Below are 25,148 nucleotides of genomic sequence, written 5' to 3' on the forward strand. Positions count from 1 at the left end.
CAGCCCCACCGTGTTCAGCCCTGCTCGACCTTCGACAGCCGCGCCTCGGGCTTGCCCTCCGCGTCGCTCTCCGAGCGGAACACCAGGTCGTCGCCCGCGGGCGAGATCCGGACGGTGTGCGGTGCCGGGTTGCAGCCGCCGTGGTTGGTCTTCCTGCCCACGGACGTGACGACGAGTTCCTTCGCCGTCACCTTCTTCAGGGTCAGTACGTCGTTGCAGACGAGGCCGAGCACGTCCGTCTGGCGGAGTGTGCCCAACTCCTCGCCCACGTCGGCCTTGTGCACGGAGAGCCGGTAGGTGCCCGACGGCAGTGCGCCGTCCAGGGCGGTGGCCTGGCCCTCCCAGGTGCCGATGTAGCGGGCGGGCACGGAGCCCTCGACCCGGGTGGGGGTGCTCTTGCCCGGCGATGCGGACGAGGCTGCGTCGGAACCCGCGTTGTGGTCCTGGTCCCCGCCCGGCAACAGGTCGAACACGACCACGGACCCCACCGTCACCGCGGCCAGCGCCCCCGCCACCGCGAGCGCGACGGTGCAGCTCAGCCTCCGTCCACGGCCGCCTTCCCCCGGCGCCGAAGCCGCCGCGACGGAGAGGGAGAGCTTGCCGGGGCGGCTGTCGGATGCGGATGCCGGGGTCGCGTCCTGCGGCGGGGCATCCCGGGGTTCGGGAAGGGCGGCGGACGGCATGGACGCGCCCGCACCCCCCACCACCGGCATGACCGGCGGCGGCCCGAACTCCCCCACCGTGGCCTGCCGGCTGAAGCCCACCGGCCCCGAGGGGACATCGCCTCCCGGCCGGCCGGTCTCTCCCGGCTCCCCCGCCTCCAGGTTCAGCAGCCGCACGGCACTCCGGCTGACCTGCTCGACCAGCCCGCCCGGCAGCCACCCGCCCGTCACCAGCCGGGCCGCCCCGTCCGGAGCCAGGCGCCGGGCCACCTCACCCGGCGTGGGCCGGGCACCCGGCTCCTTGGCCAGGCAGGCCTCCACCAGCTCCCGCACCTCGCCGTCCAGGGGGCCGAGTTCGGGCTCCTCGTGCACCACCTTGTAGAGCAGCGCCGCCGACGAGTCCCCGGAGAACGGCGGCTCCCCGGTCGCCGCGTACGCCAGGACCGCGCCCAGCGAGAAGACGTCCGCCGCCCCCGTGGCGCCCTTGCCCACGATCTGTTCGGGCGACATGTATCCGGGGGAGCCGATCGAGACGCCGGTGGACGTCAGGGACGCCGTGCCGTCCATGGCCCTCGCGATGCCGAAGTCGATCAGCAGGGGGCCGTCCAGTGTCAGCAGGACGTTCGACGGCTTCACGTCCCGGTGCACCAGCCCCAGTTCGTGTACGGCCGCCAGCGCCTCGGCCAGCCCGGCCCCCAGCGCTCGTACCGAATGCGCGGGCAGCGCGCCCGAGTCCGTGACCGCGGCCGACAGCGACGGACCCGCCGCATAGCCGGTGGCCACCCACGGCACCGCCGCCTGCGGATCCGCGTCCAGCACGGGCGCCGTCCACGCGCCGCCCACCCGCCGCGCCGCGTCCACTTCCCGGCGGAAGCGGGCTCGGAACTCTTCGTCCAGCGCGAAGTGCGGATGCACGATCTTGACGGCGACCGTACGGCCGCCCGCGCTGCGGCCGAGATACACCCGCCCCATGCCGCCGGAGCCGAGCCGGCCGAGCAGCCGGTACGGCCCGACGACCGTGGGCTCGTCAACTCCGAGCGGCTGCATCGGCGTCCACCCCTCCCCCGTACGGCCTACCGCGGCCGTGGAACTTCCAGCAGATTAGTGCGCGCGGACCCCGCCCTCACGGCTGAAGCAGATCCACCTTCACATCCGCTGCAAAGCCCGTCGTCGGTCCCACCCGCCGCGCGAACTCCGCGACCGCCTCCAGCTGCGGGCCGCCGAAACGGAAGTCGAGGGTCGTGAAGTACCGCTCCAGGACCTGCTCGTCGAAGGCCTCCCAGCGGGCCGCCTGCTCGGCGACCTTGCCGACCTCGTCCAGGGAGAGGTTGCGGGAGGAGAGGAAGGCCTCGTGGACCTGGCGGGTGATGGCCGGCTCGCGCTCCACGTAGTCCCGGCGCGCCGCCCAGACCGCGAAGACGAAGGGCAGGCCGGTCCACTCCTTCCAGAGCGATCCGAGGTCGTGCACCTCAAGGCCGTAGCGCGGGCCGTCCAGGAGGTTGGCGCGCAGCGCCGCGTCCCCGATGAGTACGGCCGCCTCCGCCTCCTGCATCATCAGGCTGAGGTCGGGCGGGCAGGTGTAGTAGGAGGGCTGTACGCCGTAGCGCTCGGCGAGCAGCAGCTGGGCCAGCCGGACCGAGGTGCGCGAGGTCGAGCCGAGGGCGACCCGGGCGCCGTCCAGCCGGTCCAGCGGGACCTGCGAGACGATCACGCAGGACATCACCGGGCCGTCGCAGCCGACAGCGATGTCAGGGAAGGCGACCAGGTCGTCGGCGTTGCGCAGGAACTCGACGAGGGTGATCGGCCCGATGTCGAGGTCGCCCCGCACCAGCTGCTCGCTGAGCTTCTCGGGGGTGTCCTTGGTCAGCTCGAAGTCGAGGAGTGTGCCCGTTCTCGCGAGCCCCCAGTACAGGGGCAGGCAGTTCAGGAACTGGATGTGGCCTACGCGCGGCCTGGTGCGAGAATTGTCCACATCGCGAGACTAGACCCCATGGGGTAGCGTGCACCCTCCAGGGTGGCGACTCTCCGGTGACGCTCAGATCACCAGCGCACCCGTCAACCCCGACACGGGGCTTCAAACGTCCGAGTGACGTGATCTTGACCTCTATTGCTTTCGGCTGCCTGCGTGCTAGGCTCGCCGCAAGTTGCAGTTTGGTTTCCCTTGCAGTACAGAGCCTGCGGAGCATGTGACCGCGGGCTCTCGTCGTTTTCAGACGTATGCAGTTGTGCGGCATTTTGTTTTCACACTTGCAGGGTTCTGGAGCAGGGCAACCCTTTGGGCCCAAGGAGGGCTTATGGCTACCGGAACCGTGAAGTGGTTCAACGCCGAAAAGGGCTTTGGCTTCATCGCCCAGGAAGGCGGCGGCCCCGACGTCTTCGTTCACTACTCCGCGATCAATGCGAGCGGCTTCCGTTCGCTGGAGGAGAACCAGCAGGTCTCCTTCGACGTGACCCAGGGCCCGAAGGGCCCGCAGGCGGAGAACGTCACCCCCGTCTGATCAGTTCGATCAGTCTGATCATTCGGTCTCGGAGCCTGGTGCTTTGATCCGGAACAGATAGCAGTACCCAAGGAGCCCCGTGCCGCAAGGCAACGGGGCTCCTGCCTTTCCCTCCCCGTCGAGGGCTAGATGTGCTGCATGACCAGCACGAACGTCGTCCCGGGCGCGAGCGCCTCGTAAGAGTGGGGCACATCCCCGCGATACGACATGTAGTCGCCGGGCTCCAGCTCGGCCTCGTCCCCCCGCGGCCCCGCCTTCACGCGCCCCGTGCTCACGATCAGATGCTCCACCGACCCCGGAATGTGCGGCTCCGACTCCCGGGCCGGGCCGGGTTCCGCGCGCAGGTGGTAGATGTCCCGGCGAGCGCCGGGCGGACTGGCGGAGAGCAGCGTGGCCACGTAGTCCGCCCGTTCGGAGGCGACCGTGGGCCCCTCCCCCGCCCGGATCACCTGGACCGCCGGCGACGGCGGCTCCACCAGCGCGCTGAACGGCACGCCGAGCGCGACCCCCAGCGCCCACAGCGTCTCCACGCTGGGGTTCCCGCCGCCGGCCTCCAGCTGGGAGAGCGTGGACTTCGCGATCCCGGCCCGTTTGGCCAGCTCGGACAGGGACAGCCCGGCCCGGGTGCGCTCGCGCCGCAGCGAGGCGGCGATCCAGGTCAGGGGCTCGCCCATCGGTCCACTTCCCGTCCGTTCGCTACATCGGCCCATTCGTTCGCCTTGACGAACGGATGCCCGACTGTTCATTCTGGAAAACATGCGTTCGCTACTCCGAACACCGATGATGTCACCTCTTCCGGCGCCCGCGATGACGGCCCTGGTGCGCGACAGCGCCCTCATCTGGCTGGCCGGCGGGGTCGTGGGCGTCTCCTTCGGCGCGATCGCGGTGGCCGGCGGGCTGCCGGTGTGGGTGCCGGTGGTGATGTCGCTGATCGTCTACGCGGGCTCGGCCCAGTTCAGCGCGGTCGGCGTGCTGCTGGCCGGGGGCGGACCGTTCGCCGCGGCGGCCACCGGGCTGCTCCTCAACACCCGCACGGCCGCCTTCAGCCTGGCCGTCGCGGACATCCTCGGCCGGGGCCGCCTCGCCCGCCTCCTCGGCGCCCACCTCGTGTCCGACGAGACGGTGGCCTTCACCCTCGCCCAGCCCGATCCCGTACGGCGGCGGGTGGCGTTCTGGGTGAACGGGCTCGGCCTGTTCGTCGCCTGGAACATCGGGGTCCTCGCCGGCGCGCTCGCCGGAACCGCGCTGGGCGACACGGCGAGGTACGGCCTGGACGCCGCCTTCCCCGCCGTACTGGCCGCGCTGGTCCTGCCCACCTTGCGCAAGGACTCCGCCGTACGCCGTGCCGCGCTCCTCGGCGCCGCCCTCGCCCTGGCCGCGGTACCGGTCGTCCCTGCGGGGGTGCCGGTGCTGCTGGCCCTGGCGGGGCTCGTCGCGTACCGCTCGTCCGGCAGGAAGAAGGACGCGTCATGACCGGCACGACGGGAACGGTCGCCATGATCCTGGCACTGGCGGTGGGGACGTACGCCTTCCGTCTGGTCGGCCCGGCCCTGCACGGGCGGGTCGCGCTCCCCGCGCGGGTCCAGGAACTGCTGGCGGCGGGTGCGGTGGTGCTGCTCGTGGCGCTGCTGGCGACGGGGACGTTGACGGAGGGCGGCGGCTTCGCGGGGTGGGCGCGGCCGGCCGGGGTGCTGGTGGGCGGCGTGCTGGCGTGGCGGCGGGCCCCGTTCCCGGTGGTGGTGCTGGGGGCGGCGGTGGCCACCGCGGTGCTGCGGGCGGCAGGGGTGCCCTGAACCGGCCCCGTGGGAGAATCGCCAGGTGAACGACGGGGATGAGAACAACCACGGGGAAGACGGCGGTGCCGCCGCCGACAACAAACTGGCGATGGGCCTTTCGCTCGGCCTCTCCTTCGGCACGAGCATCGGCATCGTGCTCGGCCTGACCGTCTTCGACAACCTCGGGCTCGGGCTGGCCCTGGGGATGGGGCTGGGCATCGCCGTCGGCGCCGCGATCGGCGGTGGCCGGATGCGGACGGGGCGGGCGCAGGACGGAGCCGAGTAGCCGTCGCCTTCGCTAGGGTCCCCGCCCATGACCGACTCCGACTTCCTGACCACCACCCGCACCTTCTACGACGCCATCGCCGAGGACTACGCGGACCTCTTCCGGGACGAGCTCGCGGGCAGGCCCTTGGAGCGGGCGTTGCTGGGAGTGTTCGCCGAACTCGTCGACGGGGACGGGCCGGTGGCCGACCTGGGATGCGGACCGGGCCGGACCACCGCCCGCCTCGCCTCACTCGGGCTCTCCGTGTCCGGGCTCGATCTGTCGGAGTCGATGCTGGCGATCGCGCGCCGCGAGAACCCGGGGCTGCGGTTCGAGCAGGGTTCGATGCTTGAGCTGGATCTGGCGGACGGCGCGCTGGCCGGTGCCCTGTCCTTCTACTCCTCCATCCACACGCCGGTGGACCGGCTCCCGGACCTCTTCGCCGAGTTCCACCGTGTGCTGGCGGCCGGCGCGCCCCTGCTCGTCGCGTTCCAGGCCGGTGACGAGCACCGGCACCACGACCGGCCCTTCGGGCACCCGGTCTCGCTGACCTTCCGGCGCCGCCGGCCGGAACACATGGCCGACCTGCTGACCGCGGCCGGGTTCACCCTCGTCTCCCGGACGGTCCGCGAGCCGGACCCGGCGCTGGACGAGACGTCCCCGCAGGCGTTCCTGATCGCCCGCAAGCCCGAGCGCTAGAGTCCCCCGGCGATGTCCCGCGCCGCGATGTACCCGAACGTCATCGCCGGACCGATCGTCGAGCCCGCGCCCGCGTAGCTGTGCCCCATGACGGCCGAGCTCGCGTTGCCGGCGGCGTACAGCCCCTTGATCACCGAACCGTCCTCCCGCAGCACGCGGGCGCGGGCGTCGGTGAGGAGGCCGCCCTTGGTGCCGAGGTCGCCGGGGACGATGCGGAAGGCGTGGTACGGGGGCAGCCACAGGGGCGCGAGGCAGGAGTTGGGCAGGACGGACGGGTCCGTGTAGTAGTGGTCGTAGGCGCTGTCGCCCCGTTCGAAGTCGGGGTCCCTGCCGTGCCGGGCCTGTGAGTTGAAGCGGTCGACCGTGGTCCGCAGGGCCGGCGCCGGGACGCCGATCGACCGTGCGAGCGCGTCCGGCGTCCAGGCCTTGTGCGCGGCGCCCGAGCTGTACCAGTCGGCCGGGAGGGGCAGCGCCGGGAGGACGTCCTTGAAGAGGTACCGGTTCCGGTAGTTCTGGTCGACGATCAGCCAGGCCGGGATGGCCGGGCTCGTGTCGTGGACGTCGTACATGGTGTGGACGACATCGCTGTAGGGGGCGGCCTCGTTGACGAAGCGGGCGCCGGCGGAGTTGATCAACAGGCCGCCGGGAAGGGTGCGTTCGGCGAGGCAGAAGTAGGGCTGGCCGGGGAGCGGGATCGCCGGGCCCCACCAGGCGTCGTCCATGAGGCCGAGCGCGGCGCCGAGCCGGTGTCCGGCCCTGATGCCGTCGCCGGTGTTCTCCTTCGCGCCGACCGTCCAGTCCGTGCCGATGGGCTGCCGCTGGTACTGCTCGCGCATGGCCGCGTTGTGCTCGAAGCCGCCCGAGCCGACGATCACGCCACGGCGGGCGCGCACCAGGCCGGGGGCGCCGTCCCGGGTGACGACCGCGCCGCTCACGGTGCCGTTCTCGACGTACAGGTCGGTGAGGGGCGTGCCGAGCCACACCGGGACCCCGGCCGACCGCAGTCCGAGGCGCAGGCCGGCCGCCAGCGACTGTCCCATGGTCAGCGGCTTCTCACCGCGCAGCGCCGCGGCCGTACCGCGCGCGAGACAGGCCGCGGCCACGGCGGCGCCCTTGACGTTCACCGCCGCCAGGGCCAGCCACTTGTAGTCCGCGCTGAAGACGACCATGCCGGCGGGCACGTCCATGTACGGCGGGTTCAGCCGCGCCAGCTCGGGGCCCAGGAGGTTGCCGTCGAGTTGGTCGGGCTCGATGGAGCGGCCGTTCGGGAGGCCGCCGGGCAGTTCGGGGTAGTAGTCGGCGTACCCCTCCATCCAGCGGAATCGCAGCGGGCTGTTGGCCATGACGAAGGACAGCATCGCCGGGCCGTGCGCGAGGAAGGCCCGCTGCCGCTCGACGGGAACGTCCGGCCCGACGACGGCGGCCAGATACCCGGCCGCCTTCGCCGGCGTGTCCGGCACACCGGCCGCGAGGATCACCGAGTTGTTCGGAATCCAGATCCCGGCCCCGGACCGCGCGGCGGACCCTCCGAAGGTGGGCGCCTTCTCCACCACCACACAGCTCAGTCCCTGCTTGGCCGCGGTCAGCGCGGCGGTCATGCCGGCGGCTCCGGAGCCGATGACGACGACGTCGTAGGTGCCGAGCAGGGGCAGGTCGGCTGCGTGGGCGGCGGACCGGGCCACGCCCCCGGCCCCGAGGGCCGTGCCTGCGGCGCCGACGGCACCCGCGGCCAGTACGTGTCTTCGCGAAGGGTGCCCGCTGCTGGTCATGGAGGCCGCTCCCGCCCTGGACGACGCCGCGTTTCTGAGGGTGTGTCAGAAATGCGAATGTGACGCGGATGCCGCGTGAAGTCAAGGGCGTTGCAGGGGAGTCGAATCCGCCGTCCGCTCGCGTCTTTTGGGTCGGCACCCGCTCCTTCCCCCGCCTTGGTCCGGACACCGGCGAGGGTGTGGAGCGGGTTGCCGCCCGGGCCCTTCCAGGATCGTCGTCCATCGGCCAAGGCCCAGTCAATCCTTGGGATTTGTGGCTCAACCCAAGCATTAACTTAGAGGTCATGACCCTCGATGACCTGCGTGTGTTCGTGGCCGTGTGCCGTGCCGGGAGCCTCAGTTCGGTGGCCCGGGAACTGGGGTGCACCCAGTCGGCGGTGAGTCAGCATGTGAAGCGCCTGGAGCGGGAGACCGGGGTCGCGTTGCTGGAGCGGCAGCCCCGGGGGGTCGTGCCGACCCAGGCCGGCCGGGTGCTGGAGGCGGCCGCCGCCGAGGGGATTTCGGGGCTGGACCTCGCCGTGCGACAACTGCGGGATCTCGTCGACGGCGAGAGCGGGTACGTACGGGTGGCGACAGGGGCGACGACCGTACGGCACTTCATGGCGGAGGCGGTTGTCGCGTACCGGCGGCGGCATCCCCGGGTCAATCTGGAGTTCCGCACGGTCAGTTCGGGCCGGGGCAGCTTCGACGCGCTGGCCGACGGCACGCTCGACCTGGCCTGGATCACCCTCGGACCTCAGGTGCGCGGTATCGAGCAGCGGCCGGTGGTGGAGCTGCCATGGGTGCTGGCGGTGCGGGCCGACGATCCGCTCGCGGCACGGCCGTACGTCGATGTCGGCGCCGACCTGCGTGACGTACGGCTGATCCGGCTGCCGCCGAACTCCGCCTCGGCGGCCCATCTGGACGCCGCCTGTGCCGAACTGGGCGTCCGGTTCGCACACGACACGAGCGTCGCCGACTGGGACACCGCGCTGCTGCTGGCCGAGCTGGGGGTCGGACGGGCGGTCCTGCCCGCGCTGCCGGGACTGCCGGTCCCCGGTGAGGGGGAACTACGCCTGATTCCCCTCCCCGAACTGCGCCCGCTGCCCGTGGGCTGGGCCGTCCGACGCTGGGACGCGCTCAGCCCGCCGGCCCGGGCTTTCGCGGACCTGGTGGAGAGTCACCGCCGGGCCGCACGCGCCTGACGGCGGCTGATTCGGGCCGTTCAGTTCAGGCCGATGGCCGCGCAGTCCGACTTGTATTCAGCGGTGCAGATGTCCTTGACGGTGTAGACGCCGTCCTGGATCACCGTCTGCTTGATGTTGCTCTTGGTCAGCGGGACCACCGAGACCAACTGGGCCGGGATGCCGTCCTGGGTCGGGCTGTCGACCGAGTCCTGGGTCAGGGCGTCGAACTGGATCGTGCGTCCCTGGGCCTTGAACACGGCCATCTTCGCGGCGTTGGTCGCCTCCAGCAGGAACGACTTGTACACCGACATGAACTGCTCGCCCGCGACGATCCGCTGCACCGCGTCCAGGTTGGCGTCCTGCCCGGTCACCGGCGGGATCTTGCTCGCGCCGGACTCCTTGAGGGCGTCGATGACGGCGCCCGCCATGCCGTCGTTCGCCGAGTAGACGGCGGCGATGTTGTCCAGGCCGACGGCGGAGATCGCCTTCTCCATGTTCGCCTTGGCGATCTCGGGCGACCACTTGTCGGTGTCGTACCGCTTGACGATGTTCACCTCGCCCTCGAGCTCGTCGAGCGCGCCCTTCTTGAACCGGGCGGTGTTCGGGTCGGCGGGGTCGCCGTTCATCATGACGACCTTGCTGGTCGCGGCCTTCGCGCCGAGGTCCTCGACGAGGGCGCGGCCCTGCACCTCACCGACGAGCTCGTTGTCGTGGGAGACGTACGCGTCGATCGGTCCCTCGGCGAGCCGGTCGTAGGCGATGACGGGAATGCCCGCGTCCTTCGCCTTCTGCACGTCCGGCGCGATGGCCTTGGAGTCCAGTGCGTCCACGAGGATGACGTCCACCGCGTCGTCGATCATCTGCTGGAACTGCCGGCTCTGCTTGTCCGTGCTCGACTCGGCGTTGGCGTAGACGACCTTGCCCTTGTCGTGGGTGAGGGAGGCGACTTCCTTCTTGATGAGCGGGTGGTCGAACTTCTCGAAGCGCGCCGTGTCCTTGTCGGGCAGCAGGAGCCCCACCGTGACGTCGTCGCCCTTGTCGGGCGACTCCGAGCTGTCACCGCCCCCGATGCCGTCGACCACACCGCACGCGGCGAGCGAGAGCGCCGAGGCGGACGCGACGAGGGCTATGGAGAAGCGGCGTACAGCGGACGTGCGGGGGGTACGAGCATTCACTACTGGTGCCTTCCGAGCGGATGAGCGGCTTTGCTACCCGGTGGCGGTAGCCAACGTCGATATGGCATGTCACGTCAAGCAATTGTCGTAACGAGACGGCAACCGTTTGTCTTGACGCCGGTTCCTGGCGGATTGCCCCGAACCGCCACTATTTGGCGTACAGCTCCTCGACCTCCGCCGCGAAGTCCCGCATCACAGCCTCCCGTCGCAGCTTCATCGACGGCGTGAGGTGGCCGTTCAGTTCCGTGAAGTCCATCGGCAGGATCGTGAAGCGGCGGATGGACTCCGGGCGCGAGACCAGCTTGTTGGCCTCGTCGATCGCACGTTGCAGGATCGCCCTCAGCTCGGCGTCGTCGACGAGGAGCTCCGCGGGGACGGGGTGCCTGCCGTTCATCCGGCGCCAGTGGCTCACGCCGTCCATGTCCAGGGTCATCAGGGCGGACACGAAAGGCCGCCGGTCACCCACGACCATGCACTGGGAGATCAGGGGGTGGGAGCGCAGCCAGTTCTCCAGGGGCGCCGGGGCCACGCTCTTGCCGCCCGCCGTGATCAGGAGTTCCTTCTTGCGGCCGGTGATCGTCAGATAGCCCTCGTCGTCCAGGGCGCCGATGTCCCCCGTCGGCAGCCAGCCGTCGGCGGCAGCCGGGACGACGCCGCCCGCGGACGGGTCCCAGTAGCCGCGCAGCACCTGTTCGCCGGAGATGAGGATCTCGCCGTCCGCGGCTATGCGGATGCGGGTACCGGGCAGGGGCCAGCCCACCGTTCCCAGGCGGGGCTTGGAGGGCGGGGTCACGGTCGCGGCGCCCGTCACCTCCGTCAGGCCGTAGCCCTCGTAGATCTCGATACCGGCGCCGGCGTAGAAGGCGGCCAGGCGGCGGCCGAGCGGTGAGCCGCCGCAGATCGCGTACCGCACCCGGCCGCCCATCGCGTTGCGGATACGGCGGTAGACCAGGGGGTCGTAGAAGGCGCGGGCCGTCTTGAGCGTCGTGCCGGGGCCACCGCCCGTCCCCGAGGCCCGGGCCTCCATCGCCTCGCCGTAGCGCTCGGCCACCGAGGCCGCGCGGTCGAAGGACGACGCCCGGCCGCCCGTCTCGGCCTTGGCGCGGGCGGAGTTGAAGATCTTCTCCAGCATGTAGGGGATGGTCAGCAGGCACGTGGGGCGGAAGGCCGCCAGGTCCGGCAGCAGGTCCTCCGCCTTGAGGCTCGGCGCGTGCCCGAGGCGCACCCGGGCCCGGACGCAGGCCACCGCGACCATACGCCCGAAGACGTGCGACATGGGGAGGAAGAGCAGCACCGACGCCTCTTCGCTGGTGCGCGCCTTGAAGATCGGGTAGAGCAGTTCGATCGCGTTGTCCACCTCGGCGAAGAAGTTGCCGTGCGTCAGCGCGCAGCCCTTCGGGCGGCCGGTCGTGCCCGAGGTGTAGATGAGCGTCGCCAGCGTGTCCGGCACCAGCATGCCCCGCCGTACGCCCACTTCACCGTCCGGCTGCTGCGCGCCCAGCTCGGCCAGCCGCTCCACATGGCCCTTCTCCATCACCCACATGCGGTGCAGATCGGGCACCCGGTCCAGTTCGGGGCCGAGGGCGGCCGCCTGCGCGGCGGTCTCGGTGACCAGGGCCACCGCACCGGAGTCCTGGAGGATCCAGCGGGTCTGGAAGACGGAGGAGGTGGGGTAGACGGGGACCGTGACGAGGCCGGCCGCCCACGCGCCGAAGTCGAGGAGCGTCCACTCGTACGTCGTCCGCGCCATGATCGCGATCCGGTCGCCCGGCTCCAGCCCCTCGGCGATCAGCCCCTTCGCCACCGCCTGCACCTGCTCGGCGAACTGCGCCGCCGTCACGTCCGACCACCGCCCGTCCTCGCCCCTGCGGCTGAGGACGACCGCGTCCGGCGCCGCCGCCGCGTTGTCGAAGGGCAGGTCCCCGAGCGACCCATGGGTCACCGGCGGCGCGAACGGCGGTACGTACGCCTCCCGTACGGCACCGTCCAGTCGTCGCGTCTCGGGCTGCACCAGGGTCGGGCCCGGAGCGTCGTCGAAGGCGGCCGAGGCGGCGAAGGAGGGAAGCGGGGTGGACACGGGCGGCTCCTGCGGCGGGCGTGCAGCGAAGAAACTGCTTGCTGCATGACGTACGTGCCTCGCGCACCGTGGCGTTCACCTGCCGAGGCCTGCGGAAACGGGTTACCGCTGGTTAGGCAGGCGATCGTACGGCGCGGGCGTGTGGGGGTTGTGCGGGTTCGGGGGTGGTCCGGAGCCGGGTATGTGCAACGTCGGGGTTTATGTGAGGGGCACTCAGCTTCGTCTCACCGTCCCCTTACCTTCGCTCCAGCACAGCCGTCACCCCCTGCCCGCCCGCCGCGCACACCGAGATCAGCCCGCGCCCCGAACCGCCCCTCTGCGCCAGCGACTTGGCCAGCGTCGCCACGATCCGCGCCCCGGTCGCCGCGAAGGGGTGACCGGTGGCCAGGGAGGACCCGGTCACGTTCAGCCGGGCCCGGTCCACGGGGGCCAGGCCCCGCTTCTCCCACGCCGCCAGCGTGGCCAGCACCTGGGAGGCGAAGGCCTCGTGGATCTCGACGAAGTCGAAGTCGGAGAGGGCCGGCCCGGCCCGCTCCAGCATCCGCGGGACTGCGTAAGCCGGTGCCATGAGCAGCCCGTCCGCACCGCCCGCGACATCGCCCCGCACGAAGTCCACGGCCGCCGTCTCGTAGGCGGTGAGGTACGCCAGCGGCTCCAGCCCTCTGCGCGCGGCCCACTCCTCGCTCGCCAGCAGCACGACCGCCGCCCCGTCCGTCAGCGGCGTCGAATTGCCCGCCGTCATCGTCGGGTCGGGACCGTCGAGGCCGAACACCGGCTTCAGCACGGCCAGTTTCTCCGGCGTCGAACCGGGGCGCAGGTTCTGGTCCCGGTCCAGGCCCCGGAAGGGCACGACCAGATCCTCGAAGAAGCCCCGCTCGTACGCCGCCGCGAGTCGCTGGTGACTGGCCGCCGCCAGCTCGTCCTGCGCCTCGCGGGAGACACCCCAGGCCCGTGCCGTGACGGCGGCGTGCTCCCCCATCGACCGCCGGGTGCGGGGCTCGGCGTTGCGGGGGATGTCGGGGACGAGGTGGGACGGCCGTACGCCGGACAGTGCCTTGAGCCGGCCGCCGAGCGACTTGGCCCGCCGGGCCTGAAGCAGGATGCGCCGCAGCTCGTCGTTGACACCGAGGGGCGCGTCGCTCGCGGTGTCCGCGCCGCCGGCGATCGCCGACTCGGTCTGGCCGAGCGCGATCTTGTTGGCGGCGGCGATGACGGCCTGGAGGCCGGTGCCGCAGGCCTGCTGGATGTCGTAGGCGGGCGTGCGGGCGTCCAGCTTCGAGCCGAGGACGGTCTCGCGGGCGAGGTTGAAGTCCCGGCTGTGCTTGAGCACGGCCCCGGCGACGAGCTCTCCGACCGCGCCCGGACCGCCCAGCTCGTACCGCTCGGCCAGGCCGTCGACCACGGCCGTGAGCATGTCCTGGTTGGACGCGGTGGCGTACGGGCCGTCGGCGCGGGCGAACGGGATACGAGTGCCGCCGATGATCGCGACGCGCCGGACCGCCGGCGCCAACAGGGAGCTCATCTCCACCACTCCTCATGTCCACCATGGACTTACCTCGGGTAACCTTACTCCGGAGTCAGCACCGGAGCGCACTGGGAGTGGGACATGGCCGACCGCTATCTGAGCTTCACCGGCACGGCGCCCGGCCGCCTCCTCACCCGCCGACTCGGACTGCCGCAGCCCGCCGCACTCCAACGCTGGACACCGGAACGGCCCTCACTGAAGGGCGCCCGGCTGCTCCTGACGGCCGGCAAGTCGGACCTCGGTCTCACCGGTGCCGATACCCGTACCGCCCTGGGCAGCCTCGACCTGACGACCGCCCCCTCCGGGAAGCCCGCCGCCGTCGTCCTGGACGCCACGGGCGTCCGTGACGTCGAGACGCTCGCCGAGGTGCACGCGGCCCTGCACCCGGTCGTGCGGTCGGTCGCCGACAGCGGCCGGGTCGTCGTCCTGGGCGCGCCCCTCGACCCGGCCGACCACCACCAGGCCGCCGTCCAGCAGGCCCTGGAGGGCTTCACGCGCTCGCTCGGCAAGGAGATCGGGCGCGGCAGGACGGTGAATCTCGTACGGCTGACGGACGCGCACGCCGCCGAGTCGACCTTGCGCTTCCTCCTCTCCCCCAGGTCGGCGTACGTCAGCGGCCAGGTCGTCGAGGTGGGTTCGGCCCCGGCGGACGTCACCGCACCCCACGACCCACCCCACGACCCCGACCGCCCCCTCACCGGCCGCACCGCCCTGGTCACCGGCGCCGCGCGCGGCATCGGCGAGGCGGTCGCCGAGACGCTGGCGAGGGACGGCGCCCGGGTCGTCGTCCTCGACGTACCGCAGGCCGAGCAGGACGCCCGGCGCGTGGCCGACCGGCTCGGCGGCACCGCCCTCGCGCTCGACATCACCGCACCCGACGCGGGCACGCGCATCGCCGCCGCGCTGCCCGACGGCCTGGACGTCCTGGTGCACAACGCCGGGATCACACGCGACCGACGACTGGTCAACATGCCCGCCGAGCGCTGGAGTTCAGTGCTCGACGTCAATCTCGCGAGTGTGCTGCGCACGACGGACGCGTTGCTGGAGAGCGGGACGCTGAGGCGGGGCGGGCGGGTCGTGGCGACGGCGTCGATCGCGGGGCTGGCGGGGAACGCCGGGCAAACCAACTACGGCGCGAGCAAGGCGGGCATCGTCGGACTGGTCCGGGCCCTCGCGCCACGCGCCCTCGCCGAGCACGGGGTGACGGTGAACGCGGTCGCGCCCGGGTTCGTCGAGACGAAGATGACCGCCGCGATTCCCCTGTTCATCCGGGAGGCGGGGCGCCGGATGAACTCCCTCGCGCAAGGTGGACTGCCGATCGATGTCGCCGAGACGACCGCCTGGCTGGCGGATCCGGGATCCTCAGGCGTCAACGGCCAGGTCGTCCGGGTATGCGGCCAGAGCCTGCTGGGGGCGTGATGTCCCTCGTCCTCACCGCTCCTCCTTCGCTTCCGCCCCTGCTCGCCCGGGGCGCCCTGTTGTCACCCTTCAAACGCCCCGGCCCGGAGGCGGAGTTCCCGCGCACGAGGCTCGTTCTGCCGGACCTTCGCGTCGACCTCGCCCGGCTGGCCGCGTACGAGCGGGTGTGCGGGTTTCCCACGGGGGACGACGCCCTGCCGGTGACGTATCCGCATGTGCTCGGTTTCCCGCTGACGATGCGGCTGATGAGCGGACGGGACTTCCCGCTGCCGCTGCTCGGTCTCGTCCACACGTCGATCACCGTCACCCGGCACCGGGCCCTCACCGCCACGCGCGGGTACGAACTCTCCGTGCACATCGACGGCTTGATGCCCCACCGGCGCGGTACGGAGGCCGCCGTGATCACCGAATTGCGGGCCGCTGACGAGGTCGTGTGGGAGTCGCGGAGCACGTATCTGGCCAGGCACCGCACCGACGGCCGTACGGCGTCCGGGCAGGTGCAGGGCGCGCGGGACGGCCGGGAGGCGCTGGACGTGCAGGAGCACAAGCCGCTGCCCGCCGTCGCCGAGTGGCGGCTCGCCGCCGACGTCGGACGCCGTTACGGCGCCGCCTCCGGCGACCGCAACCCCATCCACCTCCACCCGCTCACCGCCCGCCTGTTCGGCTTCCCCCGGGCCATCGCGCACGGCATGTGGACAGTGGCCCGCTGCCTCGCCGCGCACGGCACTGCGGAGGCGGTGCGGGTGCGGGCCGGCTTCCGGGCGCCGGTGCTGCTGCCGGGGACGGTGACGTACGCCGCGGAGGGCGGGCGGTTCGAGCTGCGGGGCGGCGAGGACCGCGTCCACCTGGCCGGGGAGGTCTACCCGCTCGCCTCGTGAGGGGCGTCCGGCGGTGACCAGGGGCGGCCGTCCATGAGGTTGCCGAGGCCCGACCACGCGAAGTTCATCAGTGTCGCCGCCGCTTCCCGAGCCGTCACGGTCGGCGTGGAGTTGGCCCAGTCGGCGAGGGACTCGGCGGCGCCGACCAGGGCCTCGGCGAGACCGGCGACCTCGCTCTCGGGGAGGTCGGGGTCGCGGTGGGCCTCGCGTGCCGCGACGAGGATCAGCTGCGTCACGAACTCGACGATCTCCGCGCGCATCTTGGCGACCTCGGACGCGAACGGCTCGCCGTGCGTGCGGGCCTGGAGGTGCAGGACGGACCAGGCGTCCGGGTAGTGAGAGGTGTGGGTGAAGAACGCCCGCAGTCCTTCCCAGAGCTGGCGGTCGGCGGGCAGCTCGGTCCGTACGCCGGAGCGCACCGCTACGACGAGCGCGGCGGCCTCGCGCCGTATGCAGGCGGTGAAGAGGTCTTCCTTCGAGTTCAGATACAGATACACCAACGGCTTCGAGACACCCGCCAGTTCGGCTATCTCGTCCATCGACGCGGCCATGTACCCGCGCCTGCCGAAGGTCCGCACGGCGGCGTCCAGCATCTGCTGCTCACGGACGGCCCGCGGCATCCGTTTGGTCTTCACGGCACCCATGGCCGTTAGCGTACGGGCCGGGAGGGAGATCCCACCCGGCCCGCCGTGAACGCCTGTCCCTACTTGTCGTCGCCCAGCTCGTCGGCGAACCGTGCCACCCGGTCCGTCAGCACCTGCCCGTCGACCGCCGGCAGGGCCGTCAGCCGCGGCAGCAGCTGCGCGGTGAGCAGGGTGGACAGGGCGGAGGTGTCGGCGCTGCTGCCGTCGGTCCGTACGACCACCGGCTGCGGGGCCCTCCCGGCGAGCTTCGCGCCCACCTCCAGGCGACGCCGGGCGAGTTCGTACTGAAGGACCGCGCGGTTGTCGCGGTAGGCCTTGGCCAGGGCGCGCTGGGCGCGGGCCTCGTTCTCGGCGGCGATCAGGCCGCTGCGGCCCCGCGTCTCGATCTCGAACCGCACGCGCTGGGCATTGGTCTCCTGCTCCTCCAGCAGCTGGGCGACCTCTTCACGGGCCCGGTTCAGCGCGGCCCTGACCTCGACGATCCTGGCGTCGCGCACCTTCTTGGCCCGCTCGATGTCCATGCCCAGCTGGTCGATGCGGCGCTTGCGGATCAGCCCCCACTCCTGGTCGTACGCCGTGCGCTCCTTGGCGACCCGCTCCCGGGTGGCCAGGTGCTGCTGGTACTGCGCCGGCAGCTGCACGTCCGGGATGTTGGAGCCGGTGATGCGCACGCCGTAGCCGGAGAGCTGGCGGTTGAGCAGCTCCTGCATGTCGGCCACGTCAGAGCCACGCAGGTCGTACGCCCGCTCGGTGCGCATCTTGCGCGCCCGCTGCCGGATCGCGTCCTGTACGGCGCTGGAGAGCACCAGGTCGAAGTTGCCCGCGCCGATCGTGCGGACGAACAGCACGGCGTCGGTGATGCGGAACTTCAGGAAGAACTCGATGGAGCGCAGCGGCACGTTCTCCTGCGTCGGGCAGGCCATCACCGGCGCGGAGTACGGGATCTCGGTGGCGGTGTCGACGACGAAGTCGACCCGGGACCACGGGTGCCACAGGTAGTGGCGGCCGGCGTCCAGGGTGCGGATGACGGCGCCGTAGCGGGTCAGTACGCCGTTGGTGCCCTGCTCGATCTCGACGATCGAGGAGCGCCACCACCACAGCGCGCCGATCACCAGCAGGACCGCGCCGCCGGCGTAGGAGAGGGTGGCGAGGGTGCCGTAGGCGAGGTCCCCGGCGACCGACTCGGAGTCGGCCTCCTGCAGGGACAGCATCACGCCCATGAACAGGGAGTAGACGCCGAGCCACAGCGGCAGCATCCACCACAGGCGGCGCCGGTGGCGCGGGATGATGACCGGGATCAGGGTGTCGGCCTCGCCGCCGCGCAGCAGCCGCGCGATGTCGCTCCAGGGCGCGACCTTCTCGGAGATGACCGACCGGCGGTGGGTGGAACGGGCGGTGCTCACTGGTCGGCCCCCTCGGAGACGTCAGAGCTGATGGAGCTGTCGGAGCCGTCGGAGCCGTCGGAGCCGTCGGGCGATCCGGGCTGGTCGGGCACCTGCGGCACCGTCGGCCGCTCGGCCGCCAGCAGCGCTCCGATCTCCGTCTCGCGCGCGGCGATCCGCTCGGACACCTCGGCGAGACGCGACCGTACGGCCGCCATGTCCTCGTCGGTGAACAGTTCCGTGCCGCGCTCGCCGACCAACTCGCGGGCCAGCTCCAGGAAGTCGATGCCGGCGCCGCCGTCCGTCGCGCCGCCGATGCGGACCAGACGCGGCAGATGGCCGGCGACCTGCTCCAGCGTGTCCAGCACCTGCTGCTGGTAGCGGTACTCCAGGATCTCCGGCGCCTCCGCCGCGGTCACCGCGCGGATGTCGAGGGCCTGCGCCTCCAGCAGGGCCGCGTTGGCCTTCGCCTCGGACTCGGCCTGGACGTAGCGCTGCCGGGCGAGCGCCTCGGCGCGGTTGGTCTCGCGCTCCACGGCGGTGTCCATCTGCGCCTGGTACTGGGCGATGTCGGCCTGGATCGCGGAGAGCGTCTCGTGGCTGGAGGCGAGTTCGCGGGTGAGGTCGCCCTCGTCCTGCTCCTTGCGGAGCTGGAGCGCGTACTCGTGCGTGTACGCCTCCTTGGCCACGCGCACCATCTCGGGGGCCGCCAGGTCCATGCGGTAGCGCTGGTCGGACGGTTCGGCGTGGGTGATGTTGGCGTTGGTCAGCTCGACGGCCGGGCGGAACTGCTGGTTGAGCAGGTCCAGCAGCCGACCGGTGTCCTCGCCGACCATGTCGTAGATCCCGGCGGCTTCCTGTTCGTAGACGAGGGTGCGGATCGTCTCGCTCACCGCGTTGCTCAGCTTCTCCTCGAAGCCGCGCACCGCGCCCAGCGTGTAGACGAACTCGGTCGGATCGCTGATCCGGAACTGGATGAACAGGTCGATCGACGCCTTCACGCCGCCCTTGGTCGGTGCCTCGCGCACCGGAGCGTTGAAGGGGTACTCGATCGTGGTGTTGACGATGTACGACACCCGCTTCCACGGGCTCAGCAGCACGATCCGGCCCGGGCCGACGACCCTCTCCAGCTTGCCGAACCGGGTGATCATCGCCTGGCAGCCGTCCGGCACCATGACCATGCCCTGACGCCACCACACGAAGGCGACGGCGCACAGCGAGATGACCCAGTAGTGCACGCCGAACAGCGGGTTCGTCAGCACATCGGCGCCGGACGCGCCCACGATCCCCGCACCCACGGCGCCCAGCACGAGCAGCGTCAGCACGGGCAGCATGGAGACGATCGAGCGGCCCTTGGGGATCACCATCGGGCAGATGGCGTGCACCATCTCGGTGCCCTCGCGCACCTGCTCGCTACGGCCGAGCGCCTCCCCGGCCTCGTCCAGCGGCACCGTCTTCTGCCGCATGACGGTGGCGGTGGAGCCGCCCTGTTCCCGGGCGGCCGGGAAGTCCGCCGGGTCGATGCCCTGGCCCTGGGCGTCGTAGTCCTCGCCGCCGTCTCCCCGTGTCCCCCGGCCGCCGATCTGCCGCCGCAGTTCGTCCTGCGCGGCCGTCCGCGGATCGGCTCCGGAGACGACGGCGTCGGCAACGCGTCGTGCGCTCTTCTTTGCCTGCGCGCGCGCTCGTGCCACGGTTCCCCCTTACGTTCACGAATGCCGGTGCGAACAACCGTTCCACCGACGTGGATCCGGCCATCCCACACCATGGATCCGGACAAGCGTAAGGGCGGGGTACACGCAGTTACCGGGCGGTATCGCTGCCGGGACGCGGCAAGCTAGGAGGTCTGGCCCTGCGCCCGAGCCGTCTCGTCGGCCACGTCGTCCTCCTGGCTGCGGTTCGCCTCCAGGTTGGCCTTCACGCGGTCGACCTTCTGCACGATCTGCACGGAGGCGCGATCGCGCTCCTTGCGCAGCACGACGAAGCTGATGGGCGCCGAGAGCAGCAGCGCCAGCAGGACGACCCACATGCCGTTGGAGTCACCGAAACCACGCGGGGCGAGGCCGGAGTAGACGAGGCCCCAGACGACCACGAGGCAGCCCACGAAGATCCCGAGGCGCATCAGTGTGTAGCGGAGCATCTCAATCCACTCTTCCGAATCCAAAAAGGGCCACTGTCCAGTGAAGCACGCGGGACGGCCGATCTTGCAGGGGGGTCGGCGGGGTGGGTCATTCGAGCGGCAGCAGCATGATCACGTCTTCCCGGTCGTCGCCCGGCGCGACCCGGATGGCGTCCGGGATCCGGCCGACCTCCTTGTAACCGCAGGAGCCGTAGAAGCGTTCCAGGCCGAGGCCGCCGCGGCAGGTGAGCCGGATCGCCTCGATGCCGTCGAAGCTGCGGCCGGCCTGCTCGGCGGCCGCCAGCAGGTCACGGCCGTAGCCCTTGCCCTGGTGGCGGGGGTGCACCATCACCGTGTAGAGCCACGTCCAGTGGGCCATCAGCCGGTGTGTGTTGAAGGTGAAGAAGGCGGTCGCGGACACCTCGCCCGTCTCGTCGTGCCCGACCAGCAGCCGGCTGCGTCCCTCCGCCATCCCCACGAAGTGCCGCACCAGTTCCGGGCGGATCGCTTCCCGTGTCACCGGCGGCACGAAGCCCACGGCTCCGCCCGCGTTGGAGACGTCGGTCCACAGGTCGAGGATGCCGTCGCGGAGGTCCGGTGTGACGGCCGGGTCGAGTGTGAAAGTAAGGGACACCGCGAAATCGTAGCCATTACGAAGAACTCGGCGAAAGCCATCACGACAACGCCCGCGCCGCCACCTTCAGGTCCGAGACCAGCCCCGCGTACGCCGCCTCCCGGTCGGCGTCGTCCCGGGCCCGCAGCACCGACGACGGATGCACCGTCGCCACCAGCTTCCTCGGCCGGCCGTGGATCTCGCGCTCCAGCAGCGTTCCGCGCACCTCCCCGACCCGGAACGACGACCCCAGCAGCGCCTTGCCCGCGCTCGCGCCCAGCAGCACGATCAGCTCGGGCTCCACGACGGCCAGTTCGGCGGAAAGCCAGGGGCCGCACGCGGTCATCTCGCGCAGGGTCGGCGCCTTGTGGATACGGCGCTTGCGCGGCTCGGCCCGCGTGAACTTGAAGTGCTTCACGGCGTTGGTGACGTACGCCTTTGCCGGGTCGAGGCCCGCCTCCTCCAGCGCCCTGTCGAGGAGACGCCCGGCCGGACCGACGAAGGGCTTGCCCTGCCGGTCCTCCTGGTCGCCGGGCTGCTCGCCGACGAGCATGACGCGGGCGTTCCGGTCGCCGACGCCGAACACGGTCTGCGTGGCGTCCCGGTGGAGGGGGCAGCCCCGGCATTCGGCGGCGGCGCGGCGCAGGGCGGGCAGGCCGCCGCGGTCCGGGAGAAAGGGTTCAGCGGTGTAGGCGTCCTCGGGCGCCTTGGTGCTCACCATGGCGGACGAGTACCACGGTCCCGCCCTCCGGAATCACACCCGCATCGGCTGGGGGGACTCGCGGCGCAGCGGGTCCGGGCCGTCGTACTCGCGGATGATCTCGTAGCGCGTGTTGCGCTCCACCGGGCGGAAGCCGGCGTCCCGGATGAGGTCCAGCAGGTCCTCGCGGGTGAGCTTGTTCGGCGTGCCGAAGTTGTCCGCGTCGTGGGTGATCTTGTACTCGACGACCGAGCCGTCCATGTCGTCGGCGCCGTGCTGGAGCGCCAGCTGGGCGGTCTGGACGCCGTGCATGACCCAGAAGACCTTGACGTGCGGGACGTTGTCGAACAGCAGACGGGACACCGCGAAGGTCTTCAGGGCCTCCGCGCCGGTCGCCATCTGGGTCCGGGCCTGGAGGCGGTTGCGTACCTTGCCGTCCTTCATGTCGACGAAGTCGTGCTGGTAGCGCAGGGGGATGAAGACCTGGAAGCCGCCCGTCTCGTCCTGGAGCTCACGCAGGCGCAGGACGTGGTCCACCCGGTGCCGCGGCTCCTCGATGTGGCCGTACAGCATGGTGCTCGGGGTCTTCAGACCCTTCTCGTGCGCCAGGCGGTGGATGCGGGACCAGTCCTCCCAGTGGGTGCGGTGGTCCACGATGTGCTGCCGGACCTCCCAGTCGAAGATCTCCGCGCCACCACCGGTGAGGGATTCCAGCCCGGCGTCGATGAGCTCGTCGAGGATCTCCGACGCCGACAGACCGCTGATCGTCTCGAAGTGGTGGATCTCCGTGGCCGTGAAGGCCTTCAGCGAGACGTTCGGGAGGGCGGCCTTCAACTCGCGCAGGGAGCGCGGGTAGTAGCGCCACGGGAGGTTCGGGTGCAGGCCGTTGACGATGTGCAGCTCGGTGAGGTTGTCCGACTCCATCGCCTTGGCGAGCTTGACGGCCTCCTCGATGCGCATCGTGTACGCGTCCTTCTCCCCCGGCTTGCGCTGGAAGGAGCAGTACGCGCAGGAGGCCGTACAGACGTTGGTCATGTTGAGGTGGCGGTTGACGTTGAAGTGGACGACGTCGCCGTTCTTGCGCGTGCGCACCTCGTGCGCGAGGCCGCCGAGCCACGCCAGGTCGTCCGACTCGTACAGCGCGATGCCGTCCTCGCGGGACAGCCGCTCACCGGAGCGGACCTTCTCCTCCAGCTCGCGCTTGAGCCCGACGTCCATGCGTGCACCTCTCTCGGAAAGACTCCGTAAACCGTACTCCCCGCCCCTTCGGGCGGGGTGACCGCCATCAGGCGCTACGCGTCCTCTTCGTCGGGCAGCTGTCCGACCCGGTTCTCCCACTTGGTGGAGAGCACGATGGTCGTACGGGTCCGGGAGACGCCCTTGGTGCCGCTGAGCCGGCGGATGATCTTCTCCAGCCCGTCCACGTCGGCCGCGCGGACCTTGAGCATGTACGAGTCGTCGCCCGCGATGAACCAGCAGTCCTCGATCTCGCCCAGGTCCCGCAGGCGGCTCGCGACGTCCTCGTGGTCGGTGGCGTCGGACAGCGAGATGCCGATCAGCGCGGTGACGCCGAGGCCGAGCGAGGCGGCGTCGACGGTGGCGCGATAGCCGGTGATGACGCCGGCCGCCTCCAGCCGGTTGATGCGGTCGGTGACGCTGGGTCCCGACAGGCCGACGAGGCGTCCCAGCTCCGCGTAGGAGGCCCGGCCGTTCTCCCTCAGGGCCTGGATGAGCTGCCTGTCCACCGCGTCCATGCGATCGAAGCCTTCCGGTGAAGATGTCCCGAAGTGATGAGAGTTACTGCGACTTGCTCAGATGGCGTTCATGTCGTGCGGGTTCCGCCGCCGAGTTCGCCCTTCCAGCGGCGGTAGAGCCGGTGTTCGACGCCCGCCGCGTCGAGCACGCGTCCGGCGACGAAGTCGACCAGGTCCTGGATGTGGGTGGCCCCCGCGTAGAAGGCGGGCGAGGCGGGTACGACGGTGGCGCCCGCGTCGTCCAGGGTCACCAGGTGCCTCAGCGTCTGGCCGTTCAGCGGGGTCTCCCTGACGGCCACGACCAGCTTGCGCCCCTCCTTGAGGGCCACGCCCGCCGCGCGTTGGAGCAGGTCCTTCGACAGGCCCAGCGCGACGCCGGCGACACAGGCGGTGGAGGCGGGCACGATCAGCATGCCCTTCGTGGCGTACGACCCCGAGGACGGGCCCGCGGCGAGGTCCCCGGCGTTCCAGTACCGGACGCCCACGATGTCCGGCTCGAAGGTCCCGGGCTTGCCGTCGGCGCCCCGCCCGAGCCACTCGCGCAGGTCGTCCTGCCAGTGGGCGTCGCGGAAGGAGATCCCGGTCTCGTCGAGGAGCGTGAGCCGGGACGCCCTGCTGACGACCAGGTCGACGCTCTCCCCCGCGGCGAGGAGCGCGCGCAGCACCGCGGCGGCGTATGGGGTGCCGGAAGCACCGGACACCCCTACGATCCAAGGCGTACGCGGCGTCTCTCCTGGCTTGACTGGGTTCACGACACCGAGCCTATCCGGCCTTACGGGGTGGGAACCGACCAAGGGTGGCCGGGCGTTCCCCAGGGGGACGAGTTGGGCGGTGGGGTGGCCATGACGGGTACGTCGGGTGCGGCGGGTACGTGGGGTGCGGAGCGGCGCGAGTGGTCGCGGGGTGAGCGCGCGCGGACCGCGGCCAAGCTGATGCTGGTCTGGATGGCGCTGCTGTGGCTGCTGGAAGTGGCCGACGTGCTCAGCGGGCACGCGCTGGACGGCTTCGGCATCGTCCCGCGCACACCGTCCGAGCTGGTGGACGTCGTCCCGGCCGCGTTCATCCACTTCGGCTTCGCCCACGTCGCCGCGAACACAGTGCCGTTGCTGGTCCTCGGCTTCCTGGCCGCGCTCGGCGGCATACGCCGGTTCGCCGCCGTCTGCGCCCTGATCATCGTCGCCGACGGCCTCGGCGTCTGGCTGATATCCCCGTCCGGCACCAACACCGCGGGCGCCTCCGGCCTGATCTTCGGCCTCTTCGGCTACCTCCTGGTCACCGGCTTCGTGGAGCGCCGCCCGCTCGGCATCCTGGCCGGCCTGCTGGTGGCCGCGATCTGGGGCACCTCGATCCTGGCGGGCCTCGCCCCGACCCAGTCCGGCGTCAGCTGGCAGGGGCATCTGGTGGGGCTGGTGGCGGGGGTTGCGGCGGCGTTCGTGCTGCGGCGCCGGGCGGACGGGCCGGCGCTCAGGGCCGGGGGCGCGCTTTAGGGTCGACAGGGAGGCCGGCGGTGGGGATCTTCAGCTTGCCGAGCGGGGAGTCGATGGTCAGGTCGGGGCCGTAGGGGATGGTGTCGCGGCCTCGGTAGCCGTCGGGGCCGGGGTTCCACATCGTGACGGCGTGGCCGTTCATCGGGTCGAGGATCAGGTAGTTGGCGATGCCCCGGGAGGCGTACCGGCCGGGCTTCACCTCGTAGTCGCGGCGGATGCTGCCCTGGGAGGCGACCTCCACGACCAGTTCGATGAGGTCGGGCGGGTACGCGATCGCGTTCCGGTTCGCCTCCCGCGCGGGGATGACGGCCAGGTCGGGACAGAACTCGTTGTCCTCGTCGAGGGGGAAGGCGACATCGCTGACGACGTCCCACTCCGGGCCGAGCTGCGGTCCGAGGGCCTTCCAGGCCGCGAAGACCGTCCCTGCGTGATGCGGCCTGAGCGGGCACGCCACGACGCTGCCCTCGACGATCTCCGTCCGGAAGCCGGGAAAGGCGTCCTCGAACCGGCTCAACTGCGCGTGCAGGCGGGTCACGGCCTGCAC

General features: G+C 71.4%; 26 protein-coding genes. 9 read left to right on the top strand and 17 right to left on the bottom strand.

Annotation, left to right across the window (positions count from 1 at the left end):
• Window positions 1-14: 14 nt before the first annotated feature.
• Both OG331_RS21745 and OG331_RS21750 read right to left on the bottom strand, forming a co-directional pair.
• A complete protein-coding gene (locus OG331_RS21745; RefSeq protein ID WP_406198699.1) occupies window positions 15-1,709 on the bottom strand; it encodes a serine/threonine-protein kinase in 1,695 nt (564 codons plus the stop codon).
• Between the two features lie 76 nt (window positions 1,710-1,785).
• On the bottom strand, window positions 1,786-2,634 hold the full coding sequence (locus OG331_RS21750) for a menaquinone biosynthetic enzyme MqnA/MqnD family protein (protein ID WP_406198702.1): 849 nt from the start codon (window positions 2,632-2,634) through the stop codon (window positions 1,786-1,788).
• A gap of 322 nt (window positions 2,635-2,956) precedes the next feature.
• Between OG331_RS21750 and OG331_RS21755 the strand changes: the two genes are divergently transcribed.
• Window positions 2,957-3,160 (top strand): cold-shock protein, encoded by a 204-nt coding sequence (locus tag OG331_RS21755; protein WP_003992177.1) that lies wholly within the window; start codon window positions 2,957-2,959, stop codon window positions 3,158-3,160.
• Between the two features lie 125 nt (window positions 3,161-3,285).
• Here OG331_RS21755 and OG331_RS21760 read toward each other — a convergent pair whose 3' ends face one another.
• Window positions 3,286-3,834, bottom strand: a complete 549-nt coding sequence (locus OG331_RS21760; protein WP_406198705.1) for a helix-turn-helix domain-containing protein — start codon at window positions 3,832-3,834, stop codon at window positions 3,286-3,288.
• Between the two features lie 106 nt (window positions 3,835-3,940).
• On the opposite strand from OG331_RS21760, the gene OG331_RS21765 reads away from it, so the two are divergent.
• Genes OG331_RS21765 through OG331_RS21780 form a run of 4 tightly spaced genes read left to right on the top strand, consistent with a single transcriptional unit; the run spans window position 3,941 to window position 5,899 of the window.
• Window positions 3,941-4,633, top strand: coding sequence for an AzlC family ABC transporter permease (locus OG331_RS21765; protein ID WP_406198707.1), 693 nt, complete (start codon window positions 3,941-3,943; stop codon window positions 4,631-4,633).
• Complete coding sequence (locus OG331_RS21770) at window positions 4,630-4,953, top strand: AzlD domain-containing protein (protein WP_406198710.1); 324 nt, start codon at window positions 4,630-4,632, stop codon at window positions 4,951-4,953. Before OG331_RS21765 ends, OG331_RS21770 begins: the two co-directional genes overlap by 4 nt.
• A 25-nt stretch (window positions 4,954-4,978) precedes the next feature.
• Window positions 4,979-5,221: a hypothetical protein gene (locus tag OG331_RS21775; RefSeq protein WP_406198712.1), complete on the top strand. Its 243-nt coding sequence runs from the start codon at window positions 4,979-4,981 to the stop codon at window positions 5,219-5,221.
• Between the two features lie 27 nt (window positions 5,222-5,248).
• Window positions 5,249-5,899, top strand: a complete 651-nt coding sequence (locus tag OG331_RS21780; protein WP_406198714.1) for a class I SAM-dependent DNA methyltransferase — start codon at window positions 5,249-5,251, stop codon at window positions 5,897-5,899.
• On the opposite strand, the gene kstD is transcribed toward OG331_RS21780, so the two are convergent.
• Window positions 5,896-7,668 (bottom strand): 3-oxosteroid 1-dehydrogenase, encoded by a 1,773-nt coding sequence (gene kstD / locus OG331_RS21785; protein ID WP_406198717.1) that lies wholly within the window; start codon window positions 7,666-7,668, stop codon window positions 5,896-5,898. The genes OG331_RS21780 and kstD overlap by 4 nt on opposite strands.
• A gap of 284 nt (window positions 7,669-7,952) precedes the next feature.
• Here kstD and OG331_RS21790 point away from each other — a divergent pair, with 284 nt between their 5' ends.
• Window positions 7,953-8,852 (top strand): LysR family transcriptional regulator, encoded by a 900-nt coding sequence (locus OG331_RS21790; RefSeq protein ID WP_406198720.1) that lies wholly within the window; start codon window positions 7,953-7,955, stop codon window positions 8,850-8,852.
• 20 nt (window positions 8,853-8,872) lie between these two features.
• Here OG331_RS21790 and OG331_RS21795 read toward each other — a convergent pair whose 3' ends face one another.
• The 3 genes from OG331_RS21795 to OG331_RS21805 all read right to left on the bottom strand — a co-directional run bounded on the left by OG331_RS21795 (window position 8,873) and on the right by OG331_RS21805 (window position 13,608).
• Window positions 8,873-10,009 carry a sugar ABC transporter substrate-binding protein gene (locus tag OG331_RS21795; RefSeq protein WP_406198722.1) on the bottom strand — a complete coding sequence of 379 codons (1,137 nt, stop codon included), beginning with the start codon at window positions 10,007-10,009 and terminating at the stop codon, window positions 8,873-8,875.
• 148 nt (window positions 10,010-10,157) lie between these two features.
• The gene (locus OG331_RS21800; protein ID WP_406198725.1) at window positions 10,158-12,086 is read right to left on the bottom strand and encodes an AMP-dependent synthetase/ligase; all 1,929 of its coding nucleotides are present in this window, start codon (window positions 12,084-12,086) and stop codon (window positions 10,158-10,160) included.
• Window positions 12,087-12,321: 235 nt separating this feature from the next.
• Window positions 12,322-13,608 carry an acetyl-CoA C-acetyltransferase gene (locus OG331_RS21805; RefSeq protein WP_406198728.1) on the bottom strand — a complete coding sequence of 429 codons (1,287 nt, stop codon included), beginning with the start codon at window positions 13,606-13,608 and terminating at the stop codon, window positions 12,322-12,324.
• A gap of 84 nt (window positions 13,609-13,692) precedes the next feature.
• Here OG331_RS21805 and OG331_RS21810 point away from each other — a divergent pair, with 84 nt between their 5' ends.
• Both OG331_RS21810 and OG331_RS21815 read left to right on the top strand, forming a co-directional pair.
• Entirely contained in the window at window positions 13,693-15,030 is a 1,338-nt protein-coding gene (locus tag OG331_RS21810; protein ID WP_406198730.1) for a 3-oxoacyl-ACP reductase, read from the top strand.
• Window positions 15,030-15,908, top strand: coding sequence for a MaoC family dehydratase (locus tag OG331_RS21815; RefSeq protein WP_406198732.1), 879 nt, complete (start codon window positions 15,030-15,032; stop codon window positions 15,906-15,908). Before OG331_RS21810 ends, OG331_RS21815 begins: the two co-directional genes overlap by 1 nt.
• Here OG331_RS21815 and OG331_RS21820 read toward each other — a convergent pair.
• The 9 genes from OG331_RS21820 to OG331_RS21860 form a co-directional block, all read right to left on the bottom strand.
• Complete coding sequence (locus OG331_RS21820) at window positions 15,890-16,552, bottom strand: TetR/AcrR family transcriptional regulator (RefSeq protein ID WP_406198735.1); 663 nt, start codon at window positions 16,550-16,552, stop codon at window positions 15,890-15,892. The two genes, OG331_RS21815 and OG331_RS21820, sit on opposite strands and share 19 nt — an antisense overlap.
• Before the next feature lie 59 nt (window positions 16,553-16,611).
• Window positions 16,612-17,955 (bottom strand): SPFH domain-containing protein, encoded by a 1,344-nt coding sequence (locus OG331_RS21825; RefSeq protein WP_406198737.1) that lies wholly within the window; start codon window positions 17,953-17,955, stop codon window positions 16,612-16,614.
• The gene (locus tag OG331_RS21830; protein WP_406198739.1) at window positions 17,952-19,625 is read right to left on the bottom strand and encodes an SPFH domain-containing protein; all 1,674 of its coding nucleotides are present in this window, start codon (window positions 19,623-19,625) and stop codon (window positions 17,952-17,954) included. Before OG331_RS21830 ends, OG331_RS21825 begins: the two co-directional genes overlap by 4 nt.
• A gap of 143 nt (window positions 19,626-19,768) precedes the next feature.
• The gene (locus OG331_RS21835) at window positions 19,769-20,071 is read right to left on the bottom strand and encodes a DUF4229 domain-containing protein (protein ID WP_406198742.1); all 303 of its coding nucleotides are present in this window, start codon (window positions 20,069-20,071) and stop codon (window positions 19,769-19,771) included.
• Window positions 20,072-20,159: 88 nt separating this feature from the next.
• Window positions 20,160-20,684: a GNAT family N-acetyltransferase gene (locus OG331_RS21840; protein WP_406198745.1), complete on the bottom strand. Its 525-nt coding sequence runs from the start codon at window positions 20,682-20,684 to the stop codon at window positions 20,160-20,162.
• A gap of 40 nt (window positions 20,685-20,724) precedes the next feature.
• Complete coding sequence (locus OG331_RS21845) at window positions 20,725-21,384, bottom strand: UdgX family uracil-DNA binding protein (protein WP_406198747.1); 660 nt, start codon at window positions 21,382-21,384, stop codon at window positions 20,725-20,727.
• A gap of 33 nt (window positions 21,385-21,417) precedes the next feature.
• Window positions 21,418-22,581: an aminofutalosine synthase MqnE gene (gene mqnE, locus OG331_RS21850; protein ID WP_328880031.1), complete on the bottom strand. Its 1,164-nt coding sequence runs from the start codon at window positions 22,579-22,581 to the stop codon at window positions 21,418-21,420.
• Window positions 22,582-22,655: 74 nt separating this feature from the next.
• Window positions 22,656-23,117, bottom strand: a complete 462-nt coding sequence (locus OG331_RS21855) for an Lrp/AsnC family transcriptional regulator (protein ID WP_328880032.1) — start codon at window positions 23,115-23,117, stop codon at window positions 22,656-22,658.
• 68 nt (window positions 23,118-23,185) lie between these two features.
• Entirely contained in the window at window positions 23,186-23,869 is a 684-nt protein-coding gene (locus OG331_RS21860; protein ID WP_406198751.1) for a UbiX family flavin prenyltransferase, read from the bottom strand.
• A 90-nt stretch (window positions 23,870-23,959) separates the two neighbouring features.
• On the opposite strand from OG331_RS21860, the gene OG331_RS21865 reads away from it, so the two are divergent.
• Window positions 23,960-24,604, top strand: coding sequence for a rhomboid family intramembrane serine protease (locus tag OG331_RS21865; protein ID WP_406198753.1), 645 nt, complete (start codon window positions 23,960-23,962; stop codon window positions 24,602-24,604).
• Here OG331_RS21865 and OG331_RS21870 read toward each other — a convergent pair.
• Window positions 24,582-25,139 (bottom strand): Uma2 family endonuclease, encoded by a 558-nt coding sequence (locus OG331_RS21870; RefSeq protein ID WP_406198755.1) that lies wholly within the window; start codon window positions 25,137-25,139, stop codon window positions 24,582-24,584. The genes OG331_RS21865 and OG331_RS21870 overlap by 23 nt on opposite strands.
• Window positions 25,140-25,148: the final 9 nt, after the last annotated feature.

Source organism: Streptomyces sp. NBC_01017 (genome assembly GCF_045162795.1).
Lineage (GTDB): Bacteria > Actinomycetota > Actinomycetes > Streptomycetales > Streptomycetaceae > Streptomyces > Streptomyces machairae.

What these genes read in the sequence shown, in the direction of transcription:
- OG331_RS21820 (WP_406198735.1), bottom strand. Translation starts at nt 16,552, where the DNA reads ATGGGTGCCGTGAAGACCAAACGGATGCCGCGGGCCGTCCGTGAGCAG.
- OG331_RS21845 (WP_406198747.1), bottom strand. Translation starts at nt 21,384, where the DNA reads ATGGTGAGCACCAAGGCGCCCGAGGACGCCTACACCGCTGAACCCTTT.
- OG331_RS21865 (WP_406198753.1), top strand. Translation starts at nt 23,960, where the DNA reads ATGACGGGTACGTCGGGTGCGGCGGGTACGTGGGGTGCGGAGCGGCGC.
- OG331_RS21815 (WP_406198732.1), top strand. Translation starts at nt 15,030, where the DNA reads ATGTCCCTCGTCCTCACCGCTCCTCCTTCGCTTCCGCCCCTGCTCGCC.
- kstD (WP_406198717.1), bottom strand. Translation starts at nt 7,668, where the DNA reads ATGACCAGCAGCGGGCACCCTTCGCGAAGACACGTACTGGCCGCGGGT.
- OG331_RS21755 (WP_003992177.1), top strand. Translation starts at nt 2,957, where the DNA reads ATGGCTACCGGAACCGTGAAGTGGTTCAACGCCGAAAAGGGCTTTGGC.
- OG331_RS21855 (WP_328880032.1), bottom strand. Translation starts at nt 23,117, where the DNA reads ATGGACGCGGTGGACAGGCAGCTCATCCAGGCCCTGAGGGAGAACGGC.
- OG331_RS21745 (WP_406198699.1), bottom strand. Translation starts at nt 1,709, where the DNA reads ATGCAGCCGCTCGGAGTTGACGAGCCCACGGTCGTCGGGCCGTACCGG.
- mqnE (WP_328880031.1), bottom strand. Translation starts at nt 22,581, where the DNA reads ATGGACGTCGGGCTCAAGCGCGAGCTGGAGGAGAAGGTCCGCTCCGGT.
- OG331_RS21765 (WP_406198707.1), top strand. Translation starts at nt 3,941, where the DNA reads ATGATGTCACCTCTTCCGGCGCCCGCGATGACGGCCCTGGTGCGCGAC.
- OG331_RS21790 (WP_406198720.1), top strand. Translation starts at nt 7,953, where the DNA reads ATGACCCTCGATGACCTGCGTGTGTTCGTGGCCGTGTGCCGTGCCGGG.
- OG331_RS21770 (WP_406198710.1), top strand. Translation starts at nt 4,630, where the DNA reads ATGACCGGCACGACGGGAACGGTCGCCATGATCCTGGCACTGGCGGTG.
- OG331_RS21810 (WP_406198730.1), top strand. Translation starts at nt 13,693, where the DNA reads ATGGCCGACCGCTATCTGAGCTTCACCGGCACGGCGCCCGGCCGCCTC.
- OG331_RS21835 (WP_406198742.1), bottom strand. Translation starts at nt 20,071, where the DNA reads ATGCTCCGCTACACACTGATGCGCCTCGGGATCTTCGTGGGCTGCCTC.
- OG331_RS21760 (WP_406198705.1), bottom strand. Translation starts at nt 3,834, where the DNA reads ATGGGCGAGCCCCTGACCTGGATCGCCGCCTCGCTGCGGCGCGAGCGC.
- OG331_RS21780 (WP_406198714.1), top strand. Translation starts at nt 5,249, where the DNA reads ATGACCGACTCCGACTTCCTGACCACCACCCGCACCTTCTACGACGCC.
- OG331_RS21805 (WP_406198728.1), bottom strand. Translation starts at nt 13,608, where the DNA reads ATGAGCTCCCTGTTGGCGCCGGCGGTCCGGCGCGTCGCGATCATCGGC.